Origin of the sequence: uncultured Holdemanella sp. (assembly GCF_958348295.1) — a bacterium.
Taxonomy (GTDB): Bacteria; Bacillota_I; Bacilli_A; order Erysipelotrichales; family Erysipelotrichaceae; genus Holdemanella.
The window spans coordinates 32,189-45,264 of the sequence record NZ_CATVYQ010000005.1 but is presented as its reverse complement, the minus strand read 5'-3'; the positions used below and the strand labels follow the sequence as shown (position 1 = coordinate 45,264).

Here is a 13,076-nt window from a genome sequence, read left to right as displayed (position 1 = left end):
TTATATATTAGAAAGAAGAGGTAAAAAAATGAATTATTTGCAACAAGGTTTTAGTATTATTTCAAAGGGTTTAATTGCTTTTGGAGGCGTTTGGACTGTTTGGGGTATTGTTGTTATGGCTGGTGGATTGAATGACCATAACGGGCAAGACATCAAGCAAGGCGTATTGCGTGCTGTAGGTGGAGCTTTGATTATTGCTGCGGCTGCATGGTTAACAACAATTGATGTAAACTTTGGCTAGAACAACAAAGGAGGCAAAACTGCCTCCTTTGTTTCTTTGGAGGATGAAAATGACGGAATTTCAAAGTAGATTACATGATTTAGATTCATGTATAGAAAACGCTAAAAAAGAAAGATTAAATCTTATGATTGATAAAAATTATGAACCGTTAAACGCTAGTTTGTTGAACACACTCTTTCTAAATGAAAAACTTTATATTGCTTCTAAAGATTTATTGAATGTTTTAGAAGATATACAGATATCTCTGCGTTCTATAAACAAACTTGTTGATGATGCATCTTTAAAGGGGTATGAAGCTTCTTTTAAAGAAAATAACATGATTATAGAAAATTCAATTGGCCGTCAAAAGGCTATTTTAAATAAATACATAATTGATATGCAATTGATGCTGTCTCGAAAGGAGGGTGATTAGAGTGCTCGACAGTTTTTTTAAAGGTCTTGCAGCTACGATTGGTGATATTTTTGCAAATTATTTTGTGAGTCTGAATGATGTGATGGCATTAGCACAATCCGCACCATCTGACAAAATTGATGGGTTTCCATCTTTGGCATTATGGAAGGCATCTGAAGGATTATCCAGTTCAATTGGAACAGGGGTTGCTTCAGTAGTTATATCTTTGTTTCTTTTCTTTGAACTGGCTGCTATATTCAACCGAACGGATACAAAAGGGTTGGATGGTATCTATTGGATCTTGATGGCATTTTTGAAAGTAGCTGTTGCAATTACAATTGCAAAAAACATGAGTGTAATCATTGGAATGTGTTTCCAGATTTCAAGTGAAGTCATAAAAGGAATGCAACATACTTCGTATTTTAAATTGCTTAAATTTAATACAAAAGATATATCACAGGAGCTGGTCACTTATTATAAGGAGAAAGAAGCAGGAACTATCCTTGGTGGATATATTGTTGCTCAACTTGTAGGTGTTATAAACAATGCTTCCATTGTTATTGTCAAGCTGGTGTGCCAGATACGTTTTATTGAGATATATGTTTTTACGGCTGTTGCACCATTACCGTTCTGTACATTCTGCAACAATGAATTTAAACATATTGGTATTGCATTTATTAAAAGATTATTGGCTCTGGCATTACAAGGAGTCTTTATCTGCATTGTTTGTATTTTTTATGTACAGATTGTCAATGCATCGGTTGGAGATGCGTTGAAAAATGTTTCGAGTAATCCAACTGGAGCAATGTTCACAATGATGGGATACTCGATTTTATTGCTTATTGCAGTCTTCCAGACTGGAGGATGGAGTAAATCATTGCTTCAGGTTAATTAATTTTGGTATTAACGGTTTGTCATACACGTTAATATAGTTTCTTGCACACACATCGGAGAAACTTCATAGCAGTTAGAACAAAAATCGGGAGGTAGGTTATGGCAGCACCACATGTATATTTTTCAAGACAAATGTTAAAAGCTAAGTATAAAGATCCAAAAACAAATGAGTATCGTGATTATGAACACAGCAGAGCAACTGGTAAAGATGGTAAGCCTTTATTGATGTATCGTATTTTACTGCCCTCTGCAAATCACAGAAATTTCCAGTTCGAAAAAGATGTGAATGGAATTGATATTAACTCTAGAAAAGCCTATATTCAGGTTCCAAGAGATGCCGTTCATGATACAAAAATTGCCCAGAAAAAGGTAATGTATATGGATTGTGAAACATCTACATGGACAGTCTATTTTGAAAGCCAGCGTCTAAGAGATGCGGATGGACATCCAATTTTCACGCCTGACGGTAAGAATCAGTTTGATAAGCCGGTTCCTGTTAAGTTAAACAGAAAACAAATGGCGGAAATCTTTGATACGAAGCTTATACGTGAAAAGAAAAAAGTAGTAACAGTCGAAAAAGATGTGAAAAAGACTACCCAAAAAGAATTATCAAAAGAAATCAACAAAAATGTAGAACATAAGCCAAAAAAATCTGATCCAGATTTAGAACGCTAGATATTCTTGAAAGTTAAGATGTGTGCCTTAACGAAAGAAGGTGGCAGTACTGCCATCTTCTTATTCGTGTGCCGGGCATGGCATAAGTTCAGTTGGAGATAAACCAACCACAGGTAGTTACCGCCAAGTGTAGTGGACCACAAGCCGTTGACAGTGATGTCATGGGTGAAGGAAGTGGTGCAACAATTCTTTTGAGCGTACGTACAGAAACTTGATTAGGCTAAATGGTGGATGAGATTGCGAATCAAGTCGAAGTCCAAAAGGTAAACGTAAAACCAAGACAGTAAATCAAGACGTTGTGAAAGAAAAAGGACTCATTTACATTTTACACTATATGTGGTATATTACAGATGTAGATAGAGGTTCTATCTAAATGTTATTATCTTTGTCATCCTCTTTATTAGGGTTCTGACCGATTGTCCTAAGTCAGCAACAAGTCGCTTTGTAAAAAGTAGAGGTAGAAAAAAACTAACGGCAGCTTATTAGGGTTCTGACCGATTGTCCTAAGTCAGCAACAAGTCGCTTTGTAAAAAGTAGAGGTAGAAAAAAACTAACGGCAGCTGAGGATGGCATATATTAGCATCTTATATAGATGCTTTTTTTTAGTATTGGAGATATTATGGCTACAAGATTTTTAAGAATAAATGACGATTTTAGAGATTCTTTAGAAGAAACATTAGATAGAAATAATTGTTCTGGAAAAGTGAGACCATATTATTGTGGAATTCCTTATGAAGATAAGATTATTCTTGTGCCATTACGTAGTAGATGCCCTAGAAGTTATTCGATTCCTATTTATAATACAGGTGGCAGAGCAAGACCAGGCCTTGATTTTTGCAAAATGATAATAATAGATAGAAGCGAATTAAGTCAAAATACTTCAAGTGTAACAGTTAACGGTAACATCGTTGATGATTTGAACAGAAAGCAAAATCAAATACTTGCAATGGTTCGGCAAACGGTCAGAGATTATAAAGCTATGAAACAAAAAGTCGAAAAAAATATGGACTTATCTTCTGATGAAAAATTCTTGAAAATGCGTTCAACTTTGAGGAATTGGGAAAACATTATTATATATTGGTATGTTTAAAAAAGCGCCTACGAAAAATCGTAGACGTTTTTTATTTAAGTTTATTTAACTAAATGACATTGTATTTATACTTATTCTTATAAATGAAAGGAGGGTATCATGGAATCTTCCTATGTACCTAAAGATATAACGACCTATGAAGAGAAAATTCTTTTAGGTCTTTCAGTTAGACAATTATTTTGGTCTTTTATTGCAATGGTAGTGGGATTATCTTTTTATTTAATCTCATATATGCTTATACATCTTCCACAGGATCTTTGTATTTATGTAACTATTGCTTTATGTTTTGGAATATTTGCGATGGGATGGGCAAAATGGCAGAACTCTAGACCTTATCAGGAAAAGTTGGCAGCCATACATCGCTTTTGTACAGTTAAACAAAGAGTGATTTTTTCAAATGAACTCTATTATTTTACAAAGAAAGGATTTAAAGATGTTTCTAAGAAATCAAGAAAAGACAAACAAATCAACAAACAATTCTGCCGAGAATACAGAAAGTAAAAGAGATGCAAAAAAGAGAATCAAGCGTGCTCGTATCGCACAGAATGTAATTCGCTATAAAGAAATGTTAGAGAATGGAATTTGCTGTATGGATGATGATCTTTATTCTCGTGCAGTGAAATTTACAGATATAAACTATCAAATTGCTCCAAACGAAATGAAGGAACAGATTATTGGCATGTATTCTGATTTTCTTCAGTCTTTGGGAAATGATATAGATGTTTCTCTAGTTATCAATAATCGCTTATTGAACAGAGAAGAATTTGAAAAAAACATTATTATGCCACATAGGGCAGATGGATTAGACATAATCCGTGCAGAACTGAACCAACGTGTTCGTGATAACATGGAATTAGGGAACAATTCTATTGTTTCAGACAAGATTTTTACTTTCACTTGCAAAGAAAGAAACTATCAAGAAGCTAAAAAAACATTAGATCTTCTTGCTGAAAACTTCTGCGATCAGCTCTCAAATCTTGGGTGTGAAGCTGAAGTGATGTCTGGACAGGAAAGACTCGAAACTTTAGCTTCTATTACATTTCCATCTCGTCATTTTGATTTTAAATACAGTGATCTAAATATTGGAAATTCAACGAAAGATTATATTACGCCATATTCATTTAATTTTAAAAAAGATTACTTTACGATGGGTGAAAGATATTGCTGTGCAATGGTAATTCAAAACTATCCTACTTGGTTAAAGGATGATTTGATTTATGAACTGTCAAAGATTGAAAGTAATATAGTAATGACATTTCATATGCAGTTGCAGTCTAAAGAGGACTCAATTGCCTTAATCAACAGAACATACGAAAAGGTAGATATGCAGATTCAGGCAGAAAACGAAAAGAATCTAGCTCGTGCTAACTTTTCAGGAACCCTTCCACCAAATCTACGTTCTCAAAGCGAAGCTGTTAATACTTGGCGTAAACTCGTTGAAGACAATGACCAAAGGGTTTTTAATTGTCAATTTTTAGTATTGGTTAATGCTAAGTCAATGGATGAAATGAACAATGTCATCAACCTTGTGGAACGTACAGGTAAAAGATTGACTTGTGATTTTATTAAAATGGATTATGAGCAGGAAATTGGTTTTAATTGTGCTTTGCCTTTGGGCTTGCCAAAAGAGGGACTGTCACGCCCTTTGTTGACCAATAATTGTGCATATATCATGCCGTTTACATCTCAGGAATTATTGCATGAAGATCAGCCGATTTTCTATGGTATCAACAAGACTACAGGAAATATGATTTTATGTAATCGTAAAGGTCTGGCAAACCGTAATGCGTTTATTATGGCTCCAACTGGGATGGGTAAATCATTTATTGCCAAAAAGGAAATTACACCGTTGTTCTTAGGTGATCCAAATGCAAATATTATTATTATTGATCCACAAGGGGAGTATAAGAAGCTAGTAGATGGTTTAAATAAATATTCAAACAGAACAGATTGTCAGATTCTTCAAGTGGATACGAACTCAAGGTTACATTTCAATCCTTTTGATGGAGATATATCAAGAGCAGACTTCTTATCACGTAAAGCAGAAATAGCAATTGTAATGATGGCTGAAATGATTGGTGTGAATGGATATTTAACTGGGGAACAAAAGTCAATTGTAGACCAGATTGTACATTCCATGTTTTTGGATTACGAAGCAAAATTAACAACAGATCCAAGAAATGCTCACATGCCTACTTTAAAAACATTCCATGAATATTTAGGGAATTATCAAGGGGATGTTGCTCATCAAATGTATGAAGGATTATGGACTTACGTTGAAGGTACTTATGATTTATTTGCACATGAATCAAATGTTAATATTAATAGTCGAATGGTGGTGTTTGATATTCATGATATGTCAGAATCTATTAAGTCGCTTGGGAACAAAATCATCTTGGAAACTATTAAAGAACAGATGCTTAAAAATTATGAGCAAGGAAAAGATACTTGGGTCTATATAGATGAAATCTATCGTTTGCTTGATAATGAATATTCCGAAAACTTCTTGTATGAGTTCTGGAAATGGGTGCGTAAATTTGGTGGTGCATGTACTGGTATCACACAAAATGTTACTGACCTTTTACGTTCTGATAAGACAAGTACAATGCTTGCAAACTCAGATTTCTTTATTATGCTACGTCAGGAAAAATTAGACTTAGTTCAGTTAAAAGGATTATTAAATTTATCTGATGAGCAATGTAGATATGTTCAGAATGCTCCTAGAGGTTCTGGCTTGATTCGTTACGGTAAGACCATTGTTCCATTTACAGATAAGTTCCCTAAGAATACGATTTGTTATGAAATGTGGAATACTGACCCAGAAGACATGAAGAAATTGGAGGAAAAAAGAATTCGTAAGCTTCAGGAAGAATCTTTGCGTTTACAAAAAGAACAGCGTGAAAAGGATGAAAATGAAACAAAAATGCGTGAGGTAATGATGCCTGCATATGCTCCAAAAAAGGATGATGGGCAGAATTTAAATGAACTTGATTCAGTGTCGACTGATATCAATAATCATAAAGTGTTAAATGAGCAAACTATGGATCGTGAAAGATTATGTGATGTTTCATCTTCTAATGGTTCATCGGATTCATCAAAATCCACAGGTTTTCAATTTAATCCAGAGGATTATTAAAAGGATGGCAGTACTGCCATCTAGGAGGTCAATATGTTTAGTTTAAAAAAAATGACAGTTTTATGTTGGGATGATGAGTCTTCGATTAGCTCTCTTTCTTTGGAATCTCAGATATTTAATTTTAAAGATTATTTTTCTAGTCGTATTTGGAATGAAGATGAATTTCGAAGCGTCTTTGATGAGATTGATCCATCAACAGGGAAATGCCAAGGGGAACTATTAATTGGTGGTGCAGTCATTCGTGTTTACGGTGATTTCCATGTGACAAAAGAAAATCGTTATTATATGGAATCGGCGAATGTAGAGTGTTTATCAAATCCAGTGCCCTTGAATAAGGATGGCAGTACTGCCACTTCATCAAATGATGATACTGAAGTACAGAATCAGAATGGGGAGCATGTTTCTTCAAATGATTCATCTTCAGAATACTCAAATGCCAATTCTGAAGACTCTAATACTCATTCAGAGCAGGAGAATACGGATACGGATGTAGATTGTAGCAAAAATACAGTAACGTATAAGGATCCCCGAACACAGGATTTGGTCTTATTATTGATGAACAATCTTGATGTCATCAAAAAGGTTCCTGATGGAAATTTTGAGGTGCATGCTAAAGAGGATTTCTACAAGGATACAGAAAAAAAATATCCATATATCTATAGAGAAAACAACAACTATAAGATTCTTATAAATGAGAGTATGACGTTAGGGTGTCGTTCAGAACTTGGTGCAAAATTACTTGTCGCATTATATAACGATAGAGATGCTAAGAAATTTATAGATTCTGATTTAGATAATGGTTATGTAGATGGTATATATCAAGATTTAAATAACGCATCCGAAGTAAAGGATGCAAATGTCGATAAATCTTTACAGGCATTACATCATATGAAGTTGGATTTAGAAAATACTACGAGTACAATGCGTACTAATGTTTAGAGTTGGAGGTGACAGTTGTGAAAAATGATAAAGCAGAAATTGTGAAGCAGCAACTTGCAGAACGTTTTATTCATTGCTTAGATGACAAAAAGGAAGAGTGGAGCAAAAACTGGAAAATTGGAAACGGTGCCTGCAACGGCATCAGTAATCGTAAGTATGCCGGATTAAACCGTTTTCTTCTTACTTTTTACAGTCAGGAAGAAAAATATGAAGGGAACCGCTTCTACACATTTAATCAGATAAAAGAAAAAGGATATCATCTTGAAAATGCAAAAGGAAAAGGAATTCCTATTATTTATCCGATGTTTAACTATTTCAAAGATGGTGCGGCAGATTATTCGGATAGAAAACTCGTTGGAGTATCAAAAAAATCAGAAATGATACGGTCTGGCGAAGCTACAGAAAGTAATTTTAAATGGGCTTACGCTAGTGTAAAATACGTGTTTAGCGAGGACTTAGTAAAAGAAATTGAAAAGGATCCTCAACAACATATCTACTCTAATGATGAGAAGTTTGAATTTTTAAAAGGTTTTATGAAGGAGACGGGTGTTGAGCTTTATCAATCTAAAATAAATGTGCGATGTTATTACGATATCAATAAGCATAGAATTGTTTTACCACCAGATAATCACTTCTTTAATAAAGAAGCATTATTATCTACCTTGGCTCATGAAATTGCTCATAGTACTTCCAAAGGTCTAGAAAGAGAAGTAACTGGTGAATTTGGAAGCGAGGAGTATGCAAAAGAAGAATTGCGTGCGGAAATTGCTTCTGCTTATATTTGTGCTGAGTTAGGTATAGACACAAGCATGAACGAAAATAACAATGTCGCATATATCCAAAGCTGGTCTACCGCAATAAAGGATAACTATAAATATCTGGAAGATGCTGTTAAAGATGCAGATAAAATTTGTAATTATGTTATAGAAAAGGGAGAGGTCTATCAAAATAAATTGTTGAATAAGCAATTGCAGAAGGAATACCAGACCCCGACAAAAGAACATAAAGAAAAGGAATCTGAAAGGGACTTATGAACTTTCTTGAAGATGCGGATTTTAAACATTATTTCAAAATGTTCGTGATAGGAATATCAATTTTTGGGATACTTTGTTTTCTTTTTCTTTTTGTTTTCAGAGATAATCATGGAATAACATTAAAAAAAGATACGGTTGAATACGGAAATCCTGTGCGTGTTGTTGATCTGATTGAAACGGTTGCGGGAAATCCTGTTGAGAAAAGTGACAAGATCAGCTCAAATACGATTTCAGTGAATGGCTATGAAATTACATTTGACGAAATTGATGTGTTTAAACTTGGCAGTCAGACAATTACAGGTAAATACACAGATGGATCAATTCCTAAGCAGATGATAGAAATACATGTGGTGGATACTAAAAAGCCAGTCATTAAAATCAATAAGGATATCGATCAAAACATGGAGTTAAAAGATGTACGGAAATTAAAAGTAGATTCATACTATTCGGTTTCAGATAATCAAACTCCTGACAGTAAGATAAAAATCAGGAAGTATATCAAGGAAGAAAAATATTCTTATGGGGATACAGTACATCTGATTATTGAAGCGAAAGATAAAAGTGGAAATATATCAAAGAAGTCAGTGCCTATATGTATAAATGCTAAAAAAGAGAAGAAGGAAATTCATGAGGAGAAGAAAGATGAATCAGAGGAATCTAAAAATGTTGAATCTTCTCAAAATGAAAGCCAGCCAACGCAGAATCCTCAAACACAGAACACATCTTCACAAAACAGTCAGAGTTATCAAGTACCACAGCAATCTGTTCAACAGGCTCCACAGCAAACTCAGACTGTTCCAGTTCAACCTACACGTCCTAAGCCTTCAAATAAACAGTATTTGTTTTCTCAAGGCTATGATATGTCAAGTGCTCCAAGTGCTTGTCAGAGTGATTTGCTGTCTTCTGGATATACTGGTTCATGTACGCCAATTCAGGATAGTGATGGCATTTATTTAGGTATGCAATTAATTTTTAACTAAGGTGGCAGTACTGCCATCTTTTTGTTTTAAGGAGGCTCATTTTGGTTAATGTAAATAAACAACAAATTATCAATGCAGGAAAGATTGCATTACGAGAAACTATCAAAGCGACTTCCTATTCTTCAGCTGTAGCAGTCGATGTAGGAGGGAGAACATTAGATTCTGGTAAACACCTGTTATCTAATTCTGTGTATGCAACACATGATGTGTCTCGTGGAACACTTTCTACAGTTGCTACACAGATCAATCGCTATACGCCTGATGTCTATGATGTTGGAGGGTATGGCAAACATGATTTAACTTCAGACGCAGGGATGTTTCTTGCAGGAAATTCCGCAATGATTGCTCAAAATGCAGTACGAATGACTAGAGGCGTTGCAAGTCCGATTATAAAAATTGGATCAAAGATTGTCTATAATGACAAACGCATGGAGCATATCAAAGAAAAGTCTAAGTCATTTGAAAATGTACAGTTACATAATGTTAAACCTGCTCAAATGAACTATACAGATATCATATCTGGAAAGTCACGAAAAGATGCTATTCTTTATAGACATAATTTAGCTCAAAATCGTTATGTTCCAAATCAGATGGCAGGTTCTTCGGTTATGGATAGAAAAGATGCTGTTGTAACCAAATTTAAATCCAATGCTTATGATCGAACTATATCTAGACAAGCTCATGTTCAAACCTATAGCAACTATTTAAAACGTAAAAGATTTTCTTTGAGTAGATCAACACAGATGACAATCCGTAATCAGTCTCGTAAATTAACAAATGCAATGATAAGGGGTAATGACGCTGACTCAACCACAAATAAAACAATGTGGTATGCAAACAAGGCTCTTCGTGGAACGTCAAGATCTATAGGAAAAGTATGGCAGGAAAGAAGAAGCATCTATCGGATTGCATCAAGTGTTCGTCATCCTATTCGTACCTTGAAGAATATTGGGAAAGCAATCATTAATTCTTTGTCTGCTGTTTTTACAGCAATAGCAACCGTTCCTGTTATAGCATCAGTTCTTGTTTGTTTGATTCCTATTTTACTTCTGTTTATGTGTCTCTTTATTGTTATTTCCAGTGTGTTAGGGTTTATTTCATCTCAGAGCTATACATTTACAGAAATCAAAATGTGTGATGTTGGTAACTCAACAAAATCTATGGCAAATGAAACAGCTGTTACAAGTACAACGTCACCTCAATATAAATTACTATTTGAAAATAAATATGGACAAGTCCAACACGATGAATGGGGACTAGCCTATATTGAAGATGGTGGTTATAAATGGTATTGCAATGCTATGGCAACATATTATACAAATACAATAGGTGAAAAGTTTCGTATAACTTTAGACTCAGGTGAACAGATTTATATGATTATTTGCGATATCAAAGCGGATGAACATACTCATCAAGGAAACAATGATAGTAGTCATGCATGCTTATCGCAGGATGAATCAATGGTTGAATTCTATGGAGATATAAACCATACTACCAAGCCAAAACTTAGTGCTGCGGGATTCTCACAAAGTTTGAACCATAATTTAGATGATAACCATAAATGGAAAGGCAAGATCACAAAAGTAGAAAGAGCCATGAAACAAGGAAGTGGGGATTTAACTGGATCTCCAGATTTTTCTAACACGGATGCATGGATCACTAAAAATCCATACGCAAGAAGTCATTTGTATGGTCAGTGTACATGGTTTGCATGGGGACGCTTTTATGAAATTTATGGATATGACCCAGGTTTCTCTGGAAACGGCTATCAATGCGTTAGTGAATTATTAAATGCACATGGTGATAAATTTAAATATTCTAAAGATCCTATGGCGGGAGCTGTAGGCTCAAGTGATAAGGCACATAACCATGTTTGGATCGTAGTGGCTGTAAACGGAGATCAGATTACTATTCAAGAAGGAAATCTGGATGGTGTCACAAATGATTATGCTGTTGCTATTACAGACTGGCACACAGCTACATACTCAAGTTCACAGTTGCGTGCTTACTATGGAAATGTATCGTATGCTGTACCCATTTAATAAAAGATAAGGTGATATTATGATGAAAAGAGCTAAATGTTTATTTTTTATATTTTTTTGTATTCTCTTTATGACTGCCTGTCAGAAGAAGGAACCTGTAGAATTAAAGCCTTTTGAAAATATTAAAATCAAAGAGACTGGTTGGAATGGTTCTGGAAAAATTGAAGTAACGAGTCATAAAATAAACTACACAGGAAATGATGAAAGTATTAAAAAATTGATTCATTCACTACAGTATACAGCTAAAAACAATAAGGAACTTAAAAATGGTGATAAAGTAACTGTTAAATTGGTATATGACAGTGATTTATTCAAATTGGCAAATGTAAAATTCAATAAAACGGAATATACATATAAAGTACATAGTCTTCAAGATGACACTCGTATTGTAAAAACAATTACTAATGAAAAGAAAGATCCAGTAACTGGCGAGAACGTGGATGTTGCAGAGCAAATCATAACTGTAGATGGAATAGAAATTCCTGCTAGTTGGAATTTATCTGATGAAGAGATTCAGGAATATGTATCCTATATGAAAGGGACAGAAAACAGTGAGAATGTTCCAGAGGAAAAAGGGGTGGATGTGATATGGTCACAAGGGGAATCGGACGTGAAGACAAATCGTAAGAATTCCAAGTACTATACAAAGGATTATAACAATAATGATGTCGAATGTTATCAGGCTGCTTATAGTTATGGTCAAACATCATCTCAACAGTTTAAAATCAAGCCTGTATTTCAGGATGATAAATCTATTGGCTATGAATGCATCTTTAAGGAGAATTCATGATGGAAGAGAATATAAAGAAAATATTAGATCAGATTCAACAACATATTATAAATTGTGCATTCAAAGATAAAAGTTTTTTCATAAGAAACATAAAAGTTATGAAATTCAACACAGAACTCGAATGGTTCAATTGCGCTTTGATTGCTATGGATTGTAGACCTTCAAATAGATTTATTGTAAACACTTTGCAGAGATGGGATTATATACTAGGTACAGATGATGAAAATAAACCCTTCTTAAATGCTAAACCTGTAAAATTGTTAAAGCCTGTATATGAGAAAGATAATAATACTTTTTATTTCGACTTAATTGATACATATTATTTAGATGAATTAGAGATTTCTAAACATAAAAAGGTGAAATATACACGTAAATCTTCGATTGAAAGAGTGATTGATAAAAAGAAAAATTATGCAGAATTTGAACGTATTTTAAAAAATGGATGGCAGGATATATTTATTGAGTCTTATTTAAAGATGTTTGACTTCTATCATTTTTCAGACAAGGCTAAGCAAATGTTTTATAAGGATCTAATACTATTTGTTTTTGGAGAAGAACTCAAGATTAAGACTCCGCATGAATTTTCTTCTATAAAGTTTAAAGATGAGGAGAAAATTACTGTTTATAGGCATTTGCATGAATTGATTTCTTGTTTTCATATTGCATTTCAGTCTTATCTAGATGAGCTGGAAGCTTTGCAAAAGGAAATTGGCGATTTATCTGTTGAGCAGCCTCGCCTTAGATCAGAAACTCATGACTTGATGGAAAAATTGTCAAAAGGTATTTCTATTAAAGAAGAAGAAAAAAGTCAGGCTGAGCCAACGGAGTCAAAATAAAAGCTATTAGGAAATGGATGTGATTTAA

The 13,076-nt window shown here is 34.2% G+C and carries 13 protein-coding genes; all 13 read left to right on the top strand.

From position 1 onward, the window contains the following. The first annotated feature begins 28 nt into the window (after positions 1-28). The 13 genes from Q3907_RS01845 (at position 29) to Q3907_RS01785 (ending at position 13,048) form a co-directional block, all read left to right on the top strand. Positions 29-241 (top strand): hypothetical protein, encoded by a 213-nt coding sequence (locus Q3907_RS01845; RefSeq protein WP_117994394.1) that lies wholly within the window; start codon positions 29-31, stop codon positions 239-241. A 49-nt stretch (positions 242-290) separates the two neighbouring features. Further along, positions 291-653, top strand: a complete 363-nt coding sequence (locus Q3907_RS01840; protein ID WP_301896962.1) for a hypothetical protein — start codon at positions 291-293, stop codon at positions 651-653. Between the two features lies 1 nt (position 654). After that, a complete protein-coding gene (locus Q3907_RS01835; RefSeq protein WP_301896960.1) occupies positions 655-1,527 on the top strand; it encodes a hypothetical protein in 873 nt (290 codons plus the stop codon). Between the two features lie 98 nt (positions 1,528-1,625). Continuing rightward, positions 1,626-2,201: a hypothetical protein gene (locus Q3907_RS01830; RefSeq protein WP_278464075.1), complete on the top strand. Its 576-nt coding sequence runs from the start codon at positions 1,626-1,628 to the stop codon at positions 2,199-2,201. A 619-nt stretch (positions 2,202-2,820) separates the two neighbouring features. Continuing rightward, positions 2,821-3,291 carry a hypothetical protein gene (locus Q3907_RS01825; protein ID WP_301896957.1) on the top strand — a complete coding sequence of 157 codons (471 nt, stop codon included), beginning with the start codon at positions 2,821-2,823 and terminating at the stop codon, positions 3,289-3,291. Between the two features lie 99 nt (positions 3,292-3,390). Then, on the top strand, positions 3,391-3,792 hold the full coding sequence (locus Q3907_RS01820) for a PrgI family protein (RefSeq protein WP_195232379.1): 402 nt from the start codon (positions 3,391-3,393) through the stop codon (positions 3,790-3,792). After that, positions 3,725-6,427, top strand: a complete 2,703-nt coding sequence (locus tag Q3907_RS01815; protein ID WP_301896955.1) for a VirB4-like conjugal transfer ATPase, CD1110 family — start codon at positions 3,725-3,727, stop codon at positions 6,425-6,427. Before Q3907_RS01820 ends, Q3907_RS01815 begins: the two co-directional genes overlap by 68 nt. A gap of 33 nt (positions 6,428-6,460) precedes the next feature. Beyond that, entirely contained in the window at positions 6,461-7,366 is a 906-nt protein-coding gene (locus tag Q3907_RS01810; RefSeq protein ID WP_301896954.1) for a hypothetical protein, read from the top strand. A 17-nt stretch (positions 7,367-7,383) separates the two neighbouring features. Next, complete coding sequence (locus Q3907_RS01805) at positions 7,384-8,400, top strand: zincin-like metallopeptidase domain-containing protein (RefSeq protein ID WP_301896953.1); 1,017 nt, start codon at positions 7,384-7,386, stop codon at positions 8,398-8,400. Beyond that, a complete protein-coding gene (locus Q3907_RS01800; RefSeq protein WP_301896952.1) occupies positions 8,397-9,380 on the top strand; it encodes a hypothetical protein in 984 nt (327 codons plus the stop codon). Before Q3907_RS01805 ends, Q3907_RS01800 begins: the two co-directional genes overlap by 4 nt. Positions 9,381-9,421: 41 nt before the next feature. Continuing rightward, complete coding sequence (locus tag Q3907_RS01795) at positions 9,422-11,422, top strand: CHAP domain-containing protein (RefSeq protein WP_301896950.1); 2,001 nt, start codon at positions 9,422-9,424, stop codon at positions 11,420-11,422. A gap of 70 nt (positions 11,423-11,492) precedes the next feature. Further along, positions 11,493-12,212, top strand: coding sequence for a hypothetical protein (locus tag Q3907_RS01790; protein WP_301896949.1), 720 nt, complete (start codon positions 11,493-11,495; stop codon positions 12,210-12,212). After that, positions 12,212-13,048, top strand: a complete 837-nt coding sequence (locus Q3907_RS01785) for a hypothetical protein (protein ID WP_301896948.1) — start codon at positions 12,212-12,214, stop codon at positions 13,046-13,048. The genes Q3907_RS01790 and Q3907_RS01785 overlap by 1 nt, the downstream gene beginning before the upstream one ends. Positions 13,049-13,076: the final 28 nt, after the last annotated feature.